This window comes from Gluconobacter sp. P5H9_a (assembly GCF_018812085.1).
Classification (GTDB): domain Bacteria; phylum Pseudomonadota; class Alphaproteobacteria; order Acetobacterales; family Acetobacteraceae; genus Gluconobacter.
Genome location: NZ_JACRVW010000005.1, coordinates 59340 through 73383, shown reverse-complemented (window position 1 = coordinate 73383; position 14044 = coordinate 59340). Strand labels below are relative to the sequence as shown.

The window sequence follows — 14044 nt, the reverse complement described above, 5'->3', positions numbered from 1 at the left end:
TTTCATTCAGATCGGAAATTGATCATGGCGATTTTTCGCTATCCACGTCCTGCACCATCGGAGATTACCCCGCAAGACGTCTATCTTTCTCGCAGGGGGATGCTGGGAGGGAGTGCCATGAGTCTCATGGCTGCTCTTGCCGGGACGGCTGAAGCGGACGCTCTCAAAGCACATCCTGGCCCTTATTCGGGAGGGCTAACGCCCACACCGGAAGAATTCATAACCGGGTACAATAATTTTTACGAATTCGGGATGGAGAAGGATGATCCTGTTTCTCATGCGGGTGATTTCCACCCACTGCCATGGACACTCGAAATCTCAGGGATGGTAAAAAAGCCTCAACACATTGATGTTGGAGCACTGTTAAAATCCTCTGACATTGAAGAGCGCATTTACCGCATGCGCTGTGTCGAGGCGTGGTCCATGGTTATCCCGTGGGATGGCATTCCGCTGGCGAAGCTTCTGGCATTGGCTGAGCCTGACAGCAATGCTCGCTATGTTGCTTTTGAAAGTGTTGTCAGGCCCTCCGAAATGCCGGGGCAGAGTAGTGCATTTTCAGGAATTTCGTGGCCCTATGTTGAGGGTTTGAGGCTGGATGAGGCCATGAACCCGCTCACATTGCTGGCCGTCGGTATTTATGGCGAAAGCCTGCCCAACCAGAACGGTGCTCCCATCCGGCTGGTTGTGCCGTGGAAATATGGTTTCAAGGGAATTAAATCCATCCAGCGTATCCGTCTGCTGGATCGGCAGCCCCCGACGACATGGAACCGGCTGGCGCCAAACGAGTATGGCTTTTACGCCAACGTCAATCCGCAGGTTGACCATCCGCGATGGAGCCAGGCGAGTGAACGTGTCATTGGCTCCAAGACTCTCTTTGGCACGAAGCGTCAGCCAACACTGATGTTCAACGGCTATGCCGAGCAGGTCGCCAGTCTCTATAAAGGCATGAACCTGCATGAAAGCTTCTAGCGTATCAGGGAAAAGCACTGCTTTTTTACGGAGATACTGGCACGTCGTGCTTTATCCCCTTGGCCTCATTCCGGCTGTCTGGCTGGTATGGCAGGGACAAAATGGAGAGCTTGGTGCTGATCCAGTCAATGTCTTCGAGCGCAGCCTCGGCCTTTGGGCTTTTCGGTTCCTGCTGATCTGTCTTGCTCTCACTCCGATCCAGAAAATTATCGGGATCAATCTGCTAAGGTTCAGGCGATTGACCGGATTGTTGGCGTTTTTCTACGGTGTAATGCATCTGGCCTCCTATCTCGCGTTGGATCTCCAGTTTGATATTTCGATTTTCTGGCGAGATGTAACGCGGCGGCCATTTATCATTTTGGGAATGGTGGCGCTGATGTTGCTTCTGCCGCTCGCCGTGACATCAAATCGCATCTCAATGCGAGGGCTCAAGCGAAACTGGAAGCGGTTGCATCGACTGGTTTATGTTGCTGCCGTTCTGGCAGGCATACATTTCTTTCTCTCGTTCAAAACACTGAACAGCACGACTGCCTTTTATCTAACGGTAATTGGGCTGGTGCTGATGACAAGAGTGCCAGCGCTCGTGAGCGCTGGCAGGAGCGTGTTCACGCACTCGGGCGCAAGGCGCTCCTGATCTGCGGAATAAGCTTTATCAAAGCATTTTTGCGCTGAGTTAGAAGCTCAGGCGCAGCTTCTTCAGAGAGAGGGTGGCATGCATCGGCAAGCAGGAGCCCGTCTGGCAGGCATGTAATGTCGCCAGGTCGGAAATCGAGCCGAGTCAGAGGAATGCCACAGGCTCCAAGAACGGCGATATGAGCGCTGATGCCCAGAACCAATACGAGGCGTAGCCCACTCATGTCCTGCAATTCCTCGCACAGCGCGGCACTACAGAACTCCATGTCGGTGGGGAGGGGAACCTGCTCAGGCGGAAGGTGGCGGGTAACAGGTGTGATCCGCGCCTGAATGAGAAGCGGATCACGATTGTCGTCAGTGCAACAAATTCCCTGTGCTTCCAGAAACGGCACAAGGGTCTTGATGGCTTTTTCCGGATCGAGACAGACAATCAACAGCTCAGCGGTAAGAGGCCCAAGTCCCTCCTTTGGGGACAAGGATGGCTGGGCCACTGAACGAACAGGTGAGTGACCGTCGGATGTTATTGAACCGGAAGAAGCCTGGGGCGTCATGTATCGCTGCTCTCGTCACTGTTGATGTCTGCTGGATGACGAACCGGAGGAGCCTGACGCGGCCTCGTTTCTGACTGGCGCCGGGTGAAGGACGGAGCAATGTCAGCCAACTCCACGAAACGGTCAGCCTGTCTGCGCAGGTCATCGCCGATCATGGGCGGGGTCGAGCGCATGGAAGAAATGACAGTCACGCGTACGCCACGGCTCTGTGCCGCCTCAACCGCACGACGCAGATCCGAGTCGCCGCTGATGATGACGGCGTGATCCAGTCTGGAGGACTGCTCAAGCAGATCTACGGTGAGTTCGACATCCATATTTCCCTTGATACGGCGTCTTCCTGAATGATCCGTAAACTCTCGGGCATTTTTCAACACCAGGTGGTAGCCGTTGTAGGCCAGCCAGTCTGTCAGTGGGCGGAGTGGAGAATAGTCGTCCGTCTCAGGCATGGCGGCGTAATAGAAGGCGCGCTGAAACTGGCTCTGGCTTTCAAACAGACTGCGAAGGCTACGAAAATCTACTTCAAATCCAAGGTTGCGTGCGGCGTGATGAAGGCTCGCGCCATCGATGAAGAGAGCGGTGCGTTCGTTTTGACGCAAAATCATATGATATTCCTGGTTGTAAAATGTGTTGTCTCGCCTGACAGAGACAGGCCCCAACGATAGAACATGAAACGATTCAGCCAGCATTTAAGTTTGGTCAGGATTATGGCAGAAAAGCGGGGCTGCGTTGCATTGGCATGAACAGCATGCTAATGCCAGCCTCTTCTGTATTCATTTTCTATAGTTTTACCCGAAGGGGGCCAGTCGCATGGCGCGTGTAACCGTCGAAGATTGCATCGAGAAGGTTCCAAACCGTTTCGAGCTGGTTCTGCTGGCTGCCCAGCGTGCCCGCGCACTCTCCCGTGGCGAAGAGATGCTGCTCGATCGTGACAACGACAAGAACCCGGTCGTTGCACTTCGTGAGATCGCTGAAGACAAGCTGAACCTTGGTAGCCTGCGTGACGGCATCATCCGTTCGCTCGCCCGCGCTCCCGAGCCGGAGCCTGTGGACGAAGAAGTCATGGACATCATCCCGACGGACCAGAACATTTTCGGTCTGCAGGACGTTTCGGCTGAAGAAGAGCATGCTCACATGGCAGACAACATGTCCGCTGATGAAGCTGCTGCCATTGAGGCAGAGCTGGGTGGCCGGGGCCGCCGCTGATTTTCTCTGCTTTATCCTGACTGAGGGGGGTATGCTTCATGCCTGACGCATCTCCTCCTGTTGAGCGCACCGCTGTCGCGACGGGGGACTTCAAACCGTCCATCAGCGGGCTGCTCCGTCGGATCGAAAGTTACGATCCGACTGCTGATCTATCCCGCGTCGAGGCTGCCTATGATCTGGCAGCCGATGCTCATAACGAGCAGCGGCGGGATAACGGCGACGCCTACATTACTCACCCGATTGCTGTTGCCAATATTCTGGCAGGTTTCAGGATGGACACGACGTCCATCATCGTGGGGCTGCTGCATGATACGGTTGAGGATACAGGCGTTTCCTGTGCCTCCCTGAAAAATCGATTTGGCGAAGACGTTGCATCCCTCGTCGATGGTGTGACGAAGCTGACGCGGCTTGAGTTGCAGTCTGACCGGACGAAGCAGGCGGAAAACTTCCGTAAGCTTGTGCTGGCCATGTCACGCGACATCCGTGTTCTGATCGTCAAGCTGGCGGATCGTCTGCACAATATGAGGACGCTGCATTATGTGCAGCGCCTGGACCGGCGGCAGCGTATTGCCCGTGAGACCATGGATATCTATGCGCCGCTCGCCGAGCGCATTGGTATGGACCGGGTCAAGACGGAGCTTCAGAATCTTTCCTTCGCCCAGCTTGAGCCGGAAGCAGACGCCACGATCCGTGCGCGTTTGAACTTCCTTCGCGGGCAGGGCGCAGACATTATTGAACACATTCGCAAGGAGCTTATTGCTCTTTGTGCGGAAGCGGGTCTCGACAAAGTCGAAGTGACCGGGCGCGAAAAATCTCCCTTTTCAATCTGGGAGAAGATGCAGCGACGCAATGTGGCGTTCGAACAGCTTTCGGACATCATGGCGTTCCGTCTGCTCGTTCCAACTCGTGATGCCTGTTACATGGCTTTGGGTGCCATTCATGGCGCCTATCCGATGATTGCGGGCCGCTTCAAAGATTATATTTCCACCCCAAAGGCCAACGGCTACCAAAGCCTGCATACGGGGGTAACACTCCGTCACCCGCGTAATCAGAAGATTGAAGTGCAGATCCGCACGGCGGAAATGCACGATCTTGCTGAAAACGGCGTGGCCTCGCATTGGGCCTATAAAGAAGATGCGACGCCAAGCGAGCGTGAAGCCGCGGCGCTATCTTCGGCTTTTGGTGCGGGTAGCCGGAAGCTGCGTTGGGTGCAGGATCTTCTGGACATTCTGGAAGACAGCCAGGCCCCGGATGAGTTCTTGGAAAATACCAAGCTTGAACTCTATCAGGACCAGGTTTTCTGCTTTACGCCCAAAGGGCAGTTGATCTCGCTTCCCCGGGGCGCAACACCTGTCGACTTTGCCTATGCCGTACATAGTCAGGTGGGCGATACCTGCGTCGGAGCCAAGGTGAACGGGCGGCTTCTGCCGTTACGTCATGAGCTCCAGAACGGTGATCAGGTAGAGATCATGACGGCTCGTGGCGGTACACCGTCGCCGTCATGGGAGCGGTTTGTTGTTACGGGCAAAGCTCGTGCGCGTGTGCGCCGTTTTGTGGCCGCGCAGCAGCGTCAGGTACATTTGGACAATGGGCGTGCAGCCATTGCCAAGGCCTTCCGTCAGGAAGGTGTCGATGGCTCCGAAAAGGTTCTTGACGGAATCCTCAAGGAGCTTCGGCAGAGTTCCATCGAAGATCTCTATGTGGCTGTCGGGAACGGGCAGTTGGGTCCGAAGGATGTGGTCAATACTGCATATCCGGATCTGCGGCAGAATGGTCGGGCGCCTCGGATGGTGCCGGGTCTGTCACCGCGCTTTGGTCAGTCGCTTCTTTTAGGGGCGGGGAGCGCATCCGCGCGTCCGGCGCCTGTTGTTCAGTCCACCAATATTCTCAAGGGTATCGGCACAGGGATTGCGACGAGTTTTGCCGGATGCTGCCGTCCGCTGCCAGGCGACCCGATTGTCGGGATCATTGCTCAGAGCAAGGGTGTGACGATCCATCGTCGTGGGTGCCAGAACCTGTCGAGTTTTGCGGACACGCCAGAGCGCTTCATTGAGGTAGACTGGGATTATGAGGCGCTTGGAAGACGTAAGGATGCAGTTCCTTACACGGCGCGCCTGTCTGTTATCGCGGCAAATGAGCCCGAAGTTCTCGCAACGCTGACCAATACGGCAGCCAAATATAATGGCAGCGTTATCAACCTCAAGATTGTGAACCGTCAGCTCGATTTCATGGAAATCTTGGTTGATCTTGAAGTTCGCGACCTAAGGCATCTTTCGTCACTTATTGCCGCGTTCCGGACTGCCGTGGGTGTGATGCAGGTGGAGCGCGCGAAGGGATGACGGCGTGATTCTCGGCATGGGAACAGACCTGTGCATGATTTCCCGCATCGAACGCAGCATTGACCGGTTTGGAGATCGCTTTCTTGACCGGGTATTTACCGAAGCTGAGCGTAGTCATGCCGAGCGTCTGTCTGGTCCGGCGCGAACGGGAAGTTATGCCAAGCGTTGGGCGGCCAAAGAAGCGTGCGTCAAAGCCTTGGGGACGGGAGTTGCTGACGGTGTGCAACTTCAGGACATTGGGGTTCTGAATGATAAAAAGGGCGCTCCAAGGCTCATTCTTTCCGGCGGAGCGCAACTTGCCCTGGAGCGTCTGACGCCATCAGGATGTCGGGCAGACGTCCTTGTGAGCCTGACGGATGACCCTCCCTTTGCATTGGCGCAGGTCATCATTCAGTCTGTTAGGGTTTGAAGCGCTCGCCATTGCGGGCAAGCTGCGTTAAGAGCGTCCCATGACTCAGGAGAAAAGCCCCGTGAAGGGTTCAGAGAAGGCTGGTGCAAAGCCGGCGGCCCGTGAAGAATCTCTGGGAGAGAGCGTGCGCTGGCTTGCCCTTATGGTGCTCGCTGTCGTTGCAGTGCGTTCTCTGGTGTTTGAGCCGTTCAATATCCCCTCAGGCTCGATGATCCCGACTTTGCAGATCGGTGATTTCGTTCTGGTATCGAAGTCCAGCTACGGCTATTCACGGTTTTCTTTCCCGTTTTCGCCCAATCTCTTTAACGGACGGATCATGGGCTCTGAGCCGCATCGTGGCGATGTGGCTGTTTTCCGGTTCACCCAGAACACTTCCGTTGATTACATCAAGCGGATTGTCGGACTGCCGGGTGACCACATTCAGATGACGGGCGGAAAGCTCTTTCTTAATGGAATTGAAGTGCCGCGGACGTCCCTGGGGCATTACGAAGTTGTCGACGAAAATAACCGTCTGCTGAGTGGTGACCGATATCGGGAAGCGCTGCCTGGGAGTGCAGGGCGCCCTCCTGTCGAGCATGATATTCTCAAGCTGACGGACGAAGGCTTTGCCAACGACACGCCAGAATATGTCGTGCCGCAGGGTTATTTCTTCGCGATGGGTGACGATCGGGACGATAGCGCTGACAGTCGTTTTCAGGGCGATGGTCCGGATGATCTCGGCTATGTCCCGATGCAGAACCTTGTAGGGCGTGCGCCGCTTGTTCTGTTCTCCATGGATTTGCGGCATCCGGCATGGCAGTTCTGGTACTGGCCGGTCGAAATTCGCTGGAACCGTTTTCTGCATCCTGTCACATGAAACTTTCACAGGAAGAGGCCATGGAGGCCATGGAGCAGGCGCTCGGTCATCGCTTTGCGAACCGGGATCTGCTCGTGGAAGCTCTGACGCATCGTTCTGCGGTCAGTGGGCGTGATCCTCGTCGTGGCAAACGTACGCAGGGCCCTAAGGGAACCGGTTCGAACGAGCGACTGGAGTTCATTGGAGACCGGGTGCTTGGCCTTCTGATGGCGGAGTGGCTGTTCGAACACTATCCGCTGGAGCAGGAAGGCGCGCTGGGTCCAAGGCATGCCCATCTTGTTTCCCGGCCGGTTCTGGCCGAAATCGCGGATAACATCCATTTGTCTTCGGCTCTGACGATTTCGCCGCATGAAGAGGCTGCCGGTATTCGCCGCCTGTCCAGCATCCGGGCAGATGCCATGGAAGCTTTACTCGGTGCTCTTTATCTGGATGCCGGGCTGGAGCCTGCACGGCGTGTTGTCCGTCAACAGTGGGAAGGGCGGATTGACAGTCATGCCCGTCCTCACAAGGAGCCCAAGACCCTGTTGCAGGAATATCTCCTGTCCAAAGGGCTTCCGCTCCCCAAATATGAACTCCTCGCCGCAGAGGGGCCGTCTCATGCGCCCGTGTTTCGTGTAGCCGTTCAGGCATTTGGCCTGACGGGGCAGGGAGAAGCAGGCAGTAAGAGAGTGGCCGAAAGTGCGGCGGCAATAGATCTTCTGAAACGTCTTGGTCAGAACGTAGCGTCGTGAGGCGCATGTGGAAAAGGATTGGTACATGACCACACGCTGCGGTTTCGTGGCCCTTGTCGGGTCCCCGAATGCTGGAAAATCAACACTTCTGAACCGGATTGCCGGTGCCAAACTGTCGATTGTGAGCCCCAAGGCTCAGACGACACGCTTTCGCACGCTGGGAATTGTGGTTCGCAACAATGCTCAGATCATCCTTGTGGATCTGCCCGGTATTTTCAAGCCGCGCCGTCGGCTTGACCGGGCCATGGTCAACGCGGCCTGGACGGGATCTCAGGATGCCGATCTGACGCTTCTCCTGATCGACGCCAAGGCCGGCTTGCGGGATGATGTGCGTGAAATCATTGGCAAGCTTGCGGGTAGCGGCAAGAGGGTCTGGCTTGTTCTGAACAAGACGGATCTTGTTGGTGCTGAAGAATTGCTGCCGCTGACGAAGGATGTCAGCAGCCTGATCAGCGTTGAATATGTGTTCATGCTGAGCGCCCGTTCCGGAGACGGTGTTGATGACCTGATGGATCATCTGGCACGTGAACTACCGGAAGGCCCGTATCTCTACCCGGAAGACGATCTGACGGATCTTCCGGATCGTCTTCTTGCGGCTGAACTGGTGCGTGAACAGATCTTCATGCAGACGCATGAAGAGATTCCATATCAGGCGACAGTCGAGACCGAGAGCTTTAAGGAGCGCCCCGATGGATCAGTGCGCGTGGAAGTCACAATCTACGTGTCACGCCCTGGTCATAAGGCGATCCTGATTGGCGAAGGCGGCCATAAAATCAAATCCATTGGTGCACGAGCACGATTGGAGCTTCAGGGCCTGCTTGAGCGAACCTGCCATCTTTTCCTGAACGTCAAGGAGCGGGCAGGCTGGGATGAAGAGAAGGCACGCCTGAGGGCGATTGGCCTCGAAGAGTAACAGGGTGGAAACGCTGTCAACGGGGCTTTTCATAAGAAGCCTCGTGTCTGACATCGCTTGTTCCCAGCCCTCTGCGTCTGTATGACAGGCGCAAAGTCACCACAAATCCAGCAAGAGACGGGCACGATGACCGAACAACGAGACAAAAGCCCCTCCTACAAACGTGTTCTGCTCAAGGTGTCAGGTGAAGCCCTGATGGGTAAGGGCTCGGGTGGAGTGGACCCGGAAATGGTGGACATGGTCGCCGCCGATATCGCCGCGGTTGTGGCGTCTGGTGTGCAGGTCTGCCTCGTTGTCGGTGGTGGCAACATTTTCCGTGGCCTGTCTGCAGCGGCACGTGGCATGGATCGTGCGCAGGGTGACTATGCCGGTATGCTGGCAACGGTCATCAACGCACTGATGCTCCAGAACGGTCTTGAACGTCAGGGGCTTGAGACACGCGTTATGACGGCTATCCAGATGGCCGCTATTGCTGAGCCCTATATCCGCCGTCGGGCAGTTCGTCACATGGAGAAGGGACGCGTTGTCATTTTCGCCGCAGGAACGGGTAACCCGTACTTCACGACGGATACAGCTGCTGCCCTGCGTGCCAACGAAATGGAATGCGACGCCGTGTTCAAGGGAACGCAGGTCGACGGCATTTATTCCGATGACCCACGTCGTAATCCAGATGCCGTGCGTTACGATCAGCTGACGTACATGGATGTTCTGGCACGTCAGTTGAATGTCATGGATGCTGCGGCAATCAGTCTTGCTCGTGAAAATAAATTGCCCATCGTGGTCTTCAACATGCATGCTCCGGGCGCGTTTGCAGCCGTTGTGCGTGGCGAAGGTCGCTTTACACGGGTTATCGAAGCAGGCTGATCGCCTCATTTTTAACGAACCTTTCAGGATATTCTCCTGAACTTACGTTGATTCAGAAAGGAACAGCTTAATGTCTGCTGACCTGAAAGACCTGATGGCTGACCTCACGCGCCGTATGGATGGTGCGATTGAGAGTTTGCGTCGTGACCTCTCTGGCCTGCGGTCTGGTCGTGCCAGCCCCAACCTGCTGGAGCCGATCCGGGTTGAAGCCTATGGCTCCGAAGTGCCGCTTTCTCAGGTGGGATCTATCGCTGTTCCGGAAGCTCGGATGCTGACGGTTTCCGTTTGGGATCGAACGCTGGTTGGTGCGGTGGAACGTGCCATCCGTGATGGTGGACTGGGGCTGAACCCTGCTGCAGATGGCCAGACGATCCGCGTTCCCATTCCGGTGCTGACGGAAGAGCGTCGTAATGAACTGGCTCGTGCAGCCAATCGTTATGCGGAAAACGGCAAGATCGCTGTGCGTGGTGTTCGTCGTGATGGCATGGAACAGACGAAGTCGCTCGAAAAGAAGGGTGACATCAGCCAGGACGACATGAAGTCCTGGACGGATTCCGTGCAGAAGCTGACAGACCAGTACGTCAAGAAAGTTGACGATATTCTCGCGGAGAAAGAACGCGAGATTAAACAGGTCTGATATTTTCGTTGACAATGGGATCTCTTCCTCAGGCCAGTACGCCTTCTCTTTCATCAAGAGAGGGGGAAGGCGCCGCTGTTCCCGTCCATGTCGCCATGATCATGGACGGGAATGGGCGTTGGGCGCGCTCGCGCAATCTGCCAGTTGCAGCCGGACACCGGAAAGGTGCCGAGGCTGTGCAGGATTGCGTTCGTTCGGCCATTCGTCAGGGCGTGCGTTATCTGACGCTTTACGCTTTTTCTTCGGAAAACTGGCGGCGGTCTGCTGAGGAAGTCGGTGATCTGACATCGCTCCTGCGTTTCTATCTGCGCCACAAGCTCAATGAATTGCATGAGCAAGGGGTGCGTTTGCGCGTTATCGGAGAACCTGAGCGGTTCGAAGGAGCGTTGCGCGAGGAATTGCGCCGTGCGGAAGCAAAGACTGCTTCCAACACGACCCTGACTCTGACGCTCGCCCTGTCCTATGGCGGGCGAGCCGATATTGTTCAGGCGGCACGACGTCTTGCGGATCAGGTTGCCAGTGGAACATTGGCATCGTCCGATATTACTGAGGAGCGTCTGGATCAGGCGCTCCAGACGTCCGATATGCCAGATCCTGATCTCGTTATTCGGACAAGTGGAGAATGTCGTCTCTCCAACTTTCTGCTCTGGCAGAGTGCTTACGCGGAACTGGTGTTCATGGACGTCTTGTGGCCGGATTTCGGGGAAGCTGAGTTTGTGCAGGCTCTCTCGCATTTTGCCGGACGGCAGCGCCGTTTTGGCGGTCGGCCAGCATGAGCGGATCTTCCCGGTGGTCTGATCTGAAGCTGCGTCTGACGTCAGCTGTCATTCTCGTTGTCGTTGCCGGGGGATGCCTCTGGCAAGGCGGCATGATCTATAACGCTCTCATCCTTCTGGCCATGTTCGGGCTGGTTTGGGAAGGGCTTACCCTCATCAAGCAGCCATTATACACCTGGCGGGGCGTCCTCCTTCTTCTCTGGCCGATGGTGTCAGGGGTTGCGGCCCTTCGCGGCGAGTGGAGCGGCGCATTCTGGATGGTTTGGCCAAGCCTCATTTTTGGTATTCCAGCCTGTATTCCTGTTGTCGTCTCCATTCTGGGCGGTCTCTCGTTCCTCTGGCTTCGACATTTGCCCTATGGTTTGGAGAGCGTTCTGTTCGTGCTGTGCGTTGTGATCGCCAGCGACAGTTTTGCTTATCTGACAGGCCGCATCTTTGGTGGCCCTAAACTGGCCCCTTCAATCTCTCCCGGAAAAACCCGCTCGGGCGCCATTGGCGGCCTGATTGGTGCGTCTTTTGCCGGGGGAATGGTGGCTTGGCTTTCTGAAGCAGGCTTTGTGGGTGGTGGTCTCCTGTGGGGGGCGGTTCTGGGTGTTTTCTCCCAGAGTGGTGATCTGCTTGAAAGTGCGGCCAAGCGTAGACTGAACGTCAAGGATTCCGGCCGTCTGATTCCAGGTCATGGCGGCCTGCTGGATCGTTTTGATGGCCTACTGGCTGCGGCACCGCTTGCCGCGCTTTTGTCACTGGCAGTTGCGGGGCAGGTGTTCTGGTCTGCCACTCCTGCGGATCTGATAGGCGGGTCTGCGCATCGTATCATTCCTCAGGGGGAATCTTCTCATGATTGACGGTTCTGTGACCAAGCCTCGGCGGATCAGCGTTCTGGGCAGTACAGGTAGCATCGGGACTTCGACGGTCGATCTACTCAAGCGGATAAGCAGCGATATTGAAGTGCGGGCGCTGGTCGGGGGGCGGAATGTTGCGCTTCTTGCGGAGCAGGCTCGTGAACTTCGCGCTGAAATTGCTGTCATTCACGATGAGAGCCTGCACGATGATCTGAAAGCACGGTTGGCAGGGAGCGGTATTCGCACCGCAGCCGGGCGTCAGGCCGTTATCGAGGCTGGTGCGATGGAAGCGGACTGGACCATGGCTGCCATCACAGGCGCAGCCGGTCTGGAGCCGACACTTGCTGCCGCGCGTAATGGTCATGCAATCGCGCTCGCCAACAAGGAAGCTCTCGTCTGTGCGGGCGATGTGATGCTTCGAGCTGTTGGCGAAGCTGGTGCGACGCTGCTTCCTGTTGACTCAGAGCATAATGCGATTGCCCAGGCTCTGGGTGGTTGTGACATGAGCACGGTCGAAAAGATCGTGCTGACAGCTTCAGGCGGCCCCTTCCGTCAGTCCACTCTGGAAGAGATGCGTGATGCGACGCTTGAAAAGGCTCTGAAGCATCCTACCTGGACGATGGGTGCGAAAATCACGATTGATTCGGCTTCCATGGCCAATAAGGGCCTTGAGGTTATTGAGGCCGCACGTCTGTTTGGTCTGACAGAAGACCGGATTGATGTTCTGGTGCACCCTCAGTCTGTGGTGCATGGGCTTGTTCAGTTCCGGGATGGCAGTCTGGTCGCGCAGATGGGGTCAGCAGACATGCGTATCCCTATTGCTCACACACTTGCGTGGCCTGATCGTATGGAAACCCCCTGTCAGCGCCTCGATCTGGCTGCCTTTGGTCGCCTCGATTTCGAGGCCCCAGATGAGACGCGTTTTATTCCCCTGCGCCTGGCCCGTCAGGTTCTCAGGGCAGGGGGAGCTGCACCGGCAGTCTTCTCAGCAGCCAATGAAGTAGCTGTCGACGCTTTTCTGAACCGTCGGATCGGGTTTCTTGGTATTGGTGAAACCATTGACAGCGCTCTTCAGGCCATGACGGAAAATCCTGAACTGACGACGCTGGATGAAGTCCTGGAATGGGATGCGCGTGGTCGGGCCTTGGCAGAAGAGCATATTCTTCGCGAAAACGGCCGACTGCGGAATACAGTAAGCGAGACTGCCCTGCATGCATGATTTTCTGCGTACCATTCTTGCCTATGTTCTAATTCTGGGCGTCCTCGTGTTCATTCACGAGCTGGGTCATTACCTTGCTGCCCGCTGGCGCGGTGTGAAGGTAGAGACGTTTTCGATTGGCTTTGGGCCGGCTCTTCGTCGGTGGCATGACAAATCCGGCACGGAATGGCGTCTGAGTGCGATTCCGCTTGGTGGATACGTCAAACCGCACGGGTTTGAAGGCCCTGACGATGCCACGGATGAGCAGAAAGCGGCCTGGATTCCTGGGCGTACCTTTCATGACAAGCCTGTCGGTTCCCGCGCATTGGTGATCGTGATGGGGCCTGTTTTCAATTTTCTGTTTGCGATTGTGGCGTTTACCCTGCTGTTCGCGACAGTGGGCAAGCCGCAGCTTCGTGGGGATATTTCCCAGGTCGTGGCAGGCAGTGCCGCAGAAAAGGCCGGTGTAAAAACGGGTGACGTCATTACCCGGATTGGCTCGCTTTCCATCTCTGGCCCTGAAGACGTCATGGGAACGGTGGCGGCTCGACCAGGAGCTGAGACCACACTTGAAGTGCGCCGCAATGGGCAGGATCTGACGCTTCCCGTTACGATTGGCAGTGTGAAGGCTGGGTCTCATCCGACAGGTGTTCTGGGGGTTGGTTTTGCCGCATCTCCGGGTAAACCGGTTTCTCCTGTCAAGGCTGCCGTCATGGGGGTCCAGGAAACATGGACCATGTCGGTACGGACGTTGCAGGGCGTCTGGCAGATCATCTCGGGGCAGCGCAGTGCAAGAGAGCTGGGTGGAACAATCCGAATCGCGCAGATCTCCGGACAGGTCGCCAGCTATGGCATGGCCAGTATTGTGTCGTTCATGGCGCTTCTTTCTATCAATCTTGGGCTGATTAATCTGTTTCCGATCCCGGTTCTCGATGGCGGACGACTGATCTTTTATGCCGTCGAAGCCATCAAGGGACAGCCGGTTTCACGCCGGGTGCAGGAAGTCAGCATGCAGGTCGGAATGGCGCTTATCGGCGCGCTTTTCCTCTTTTCAACAGTGAATGACCTCACGAATCTGGGGCTGTTTCACTGGATGTTTCACGCAGGAAGCTAATGTGAGATA

The 14044-nt window shown here is 56.2% G+C and carries 16 protein-coding genes; 14 read left to right on the top strand and 2 right to left on the bottom strand.

Annotated elements, in window-relative coordinates; all coding sequences use genetic code 11:
* The first annotated feature begins 24 nt into the window (after window positions 1–24).
* Window positions 25–969, top strand: coding sequence for a protein-methionine-sulfoxide reductase catalytic subunit MsrP (gene msrP, locus KP708_RS07000; RefSeq protein ID WP_215748977.1), 945 nt, complete (start codon window positions 25–27; stop codon window positions 967–969).
* Window positions 956–1603: a protein-methionine-sulfoxide reductase heme-binding subunit MsrQ gene (gene msrQ / locus KP708_RS06995; RefSeq protein WP_215748976.1), complete on the top strand. Its 648-nt coding sequence runs from the start codon at window positions 956–958 to the stop codon at window positions 1601–1603. Before msrP ends, msrQ begins: the two co-directional genes overlap by 14 nt.
* On the opposite strand, the gene KP708_RS06990 is transcribed toward msrQ, so the two are convergent.
* Window positions 1575–2153, bottom strand: a complete 579-nt coding sequence (locus tag KP708_RS06990; protein ID WP_215748975.1) for a hypothetical protein — start codon at window positions 2151–2153, stop codon at window positions 1575–1577. The genes msrQ and KP708_RS06990 overlap by 29 nt on opposite strands.
* A complete protein-coding gene (locus KP708_RS06985; protein ID WP_046899794.1) occupies window positions 2150–2755 on the bottom strand; it encodes an NYN domain-containing protein in 606 nt (201 codons plus the stop codon). The genes KP708_RS06990 and KP708_RS06985 overlap by 4 nt, the downstream gene beginning before the upstream one ends.
* A 205-nt stretch (window positions 2756–2960) precedes the next feature.
* Here KP708_RS06985 and rpoZ point away from each other — a divergent pair, with 205 nt between their 5' ends.
* The 12 genes from rpoZ to rseP all read left to right on the top strand — a co-directional run bounded on the left by rpoZ (window position 2961) and on the right by rseP (window position 14035).
* The gene (gene rpoZ / locus KP708_RS06980) at window positions 2961–3356 is read left to right on the top strand and encodes a DNA-directed RNA polymerase subunit omega (RefSeq protein WP_202206467.1); all 396 of its coding nucleotides are present in this window, start codon (window positions 2961–2963) and stop codon (window positions 3354–3356) included.
* Between the two features lie 38 nt (window positions 3357–3394).
* Entirely contained in the window at window positions 3395–5695 is a 2301-nt protein-coding gene (locus tag KP708_RS06975; protein ID WP_202206468.1) for a bifunctional (p)ppGpp synthetase/guanosine-3',5'-bis(diphosphate) 3'-pyrophosphohydrolase, read from the top strand.
* A 4-nt stretch (window positions 5696–5699) separates the two neighbouring features.
* Window positions 5700–6104: a holo-ACP synthase gene (gene acpS, locus KP708_RS06970; protein WP_215748973.1), complete on the top strand. Its 405-nt coding sequence runs from the start codon at window positions 5700–5702 to the stop codon at window positions 6102–6104.
* Window positions 6105–6165: 61 nt separating this feature from the next.
* On the top strand, window positions 6166–6960 hold the full coding sequence (gene lepB, locus KP708_RS06965; RefSeq protein WP_083956265.1) for a signal peptidase I: 795 nt from the start codon (window positions 6166–6168) through the stop codon (window positions 6958–6960).
* Entirely contained in the window at window positions 6957–7691 is a 735-nt protein-coding gene (rnc, locus tag KP708_RS06960) for a ribonuclease III (RefSeq protein ID WP_215748972.1), read from the top strand. The genes lepB and rnc overlap by 4 nt, the downstream gene beginning before the upstream one ends.
* 25 nt (window positions 7692–7716) lie before the next feature.
* A complete protein-coding gene (era, locus tag KP708_RS06955) occupies window positions 7717–8604 on the top strand; it encodes a GTPase Era (RefSeq protein WP_211496029.1) in 888 nt (295 codons plus the stop codon).
* Window positions 8605–8730: 126 nt separating this feature from the next.
* Window positions 8731–9468 carry a UMP kinase gene (gene pyrH / locus KP708_RS06950; RefSeq protein WP_046899787.1) on the top strand — a complete coding sequence of 246 codons (738 nt, stop codon included), beginning with the start codon at window positions 8731–8733 and terminating at the stop codon, window positions 9466–9468.
* Between the two features lie 70 nt (window positions 9469–9538).
* Entirely contained in the window at window positions 9539–10105 is a 567-nt protein-coding gene (gene frr, locus KP708_RS06945) for a ribosome recycling factor (protein WP_046899786.1), read from the top strand.
* Between the two features lie 14 nt (window positions 10106–10119).
* Window positions 10120–10881 (top strand): polyprenyl diphosphate synthase, encoded by a 762-nt coding sequence (gene uppS, locus KP708_RS06940; protein ID WP_215748971.1) that lies wholly within the window; start codon window positions 10120–10122, stop codon window positions 10879–10881.
* Window positions 10878–11726, top strand: a complete 849-nt coding sequence (locus KP708_RS06935; protein WP_215748969.1) for a phosphatidate cytidylyltransferase — start codon at window positions 10878–10880, stop codon at window positions 11724–11726. Before uppS ends, KP708_RS06935 begins: the two co-directional genes overlap by 4 nt.
* Window positions 11719–12942 carry a 1-deoxy-D-xylulose-5-phosphate reductoisomerase gene (gene dxr, locus KP708_RS06930; RefSeq protein WP_215748967.1) on the top strand — a complete coding sequence of 408 codons (1224 nt, stop codon included), beginning with the start codon at window positions 11719–11721 and terminating at the stop codon, window positions 12940–12942. The genes KP708_RS06935 and dxr overlap by 8 nt, the downstream gene beginning before the upstream one ends.
* Window positions 12935–14035, top strand: coding sequence for an RIP metalloprotease RseP (gene rseP / locus KP708_RS06925; protein ID WP_215748965.1), 1101 nt, complete (start codon window positions 12935–12937; stop codon window positions 14033–14035). Before dxr ends, rseP begins: the two co-directional genes overlap by 8 nt.
* Window positions 14036–14044 lie beyond the last annotated feature (9 nt).

Coding starts and splice junctions, on each gene's coding strand:
- pyrH (WP_046899787.1), top strand. CDS start 8,731: ATGACCGAACAACGAGACAAAAGCCCCTCCTACAAACGTGTTCTGCTC.
- msrP (WP_215748977.1), top strand. CDS start 25: ATGGCGATTTTTCGCTATCCACGTCCTGCACCATCGGAGATTACCCCG.
- KP708_RS06985 (WP_046899794.1), bottom strand. CDS start 2,755: ATGATTTTGCGTCAAAACGAACGCACCGCTCTCTTCATCGATGGCGCG.
- KP708_RS06975 (WP_202206468.1), top strand. CDS start 3,395: ATGCCTGACGCATCTCCTCCTGTTGAGCGCACCGCTGTCGCGACGGGG.
- frr (WP_046899786.1), top strand. CDS start 9,539: ATGTCTGCTGACCTGAAAGACCTGATGGCTGACCTCACGCGCCGTATG.
- msrQ (WP_215748976.1), top strand. CDS start 956: ATGAAAGCTTCTAGCGTATCAGGGAAAAGCACTGCTTTTTTACGGAGA.
- KP708_RS06935 (WP_215748969.1), top strand. CDS start 10,878: ATGAGCGGATCTTCCCGGTGGTCTGATCTGAAGCTGCGTCTGACGTCA.
- KP708_RS06990 (WP_215748975.1), bottom strand. CDS start 2,153: ATGACGCCCCAGGCTTCTTCCGGTTCAATAACATCCGACGGTCACTCA.
- era (WP_211496029.1), top strand. CDS start 7,717: ATGACCACACGCTGCGGTTTCGTGGCCCTTGTCGGGTCCCCGAATGCT.
- dxr (WP_215748967.1), top strand. CDS start 11,719: ATGATTGACGGTTCTGTGACCAAGCCTCGGCGGATCAGCGTTCTGGGC.
- rnc (WP_215748972.1), top strand. CDS start 6,957: ATGAAACTTTCACAGGAAGAGGCCATGGAGGCCATGGAGCAGGCGCTC.
- uppS (WP_215748971.1), top strand. CDS start 10,120: ATGGGATCTCTTCCTCAGGCCAGTACGCCTTCTCTTTCATCAAGAGAG.
- rpoZ (WP_202206467.1), top strand. CDS start 2,961: ATGGCGCGTGTAACCGTCGAAGATTGCATCGAGAAGGTTCCAAACCGT.
- rseP (WP_215748965.1), top strand. CDS start 12,935: ATGCATGATTTTCTGCGTACCATTCTTGCCTATGTTCTAATTCTGGGC.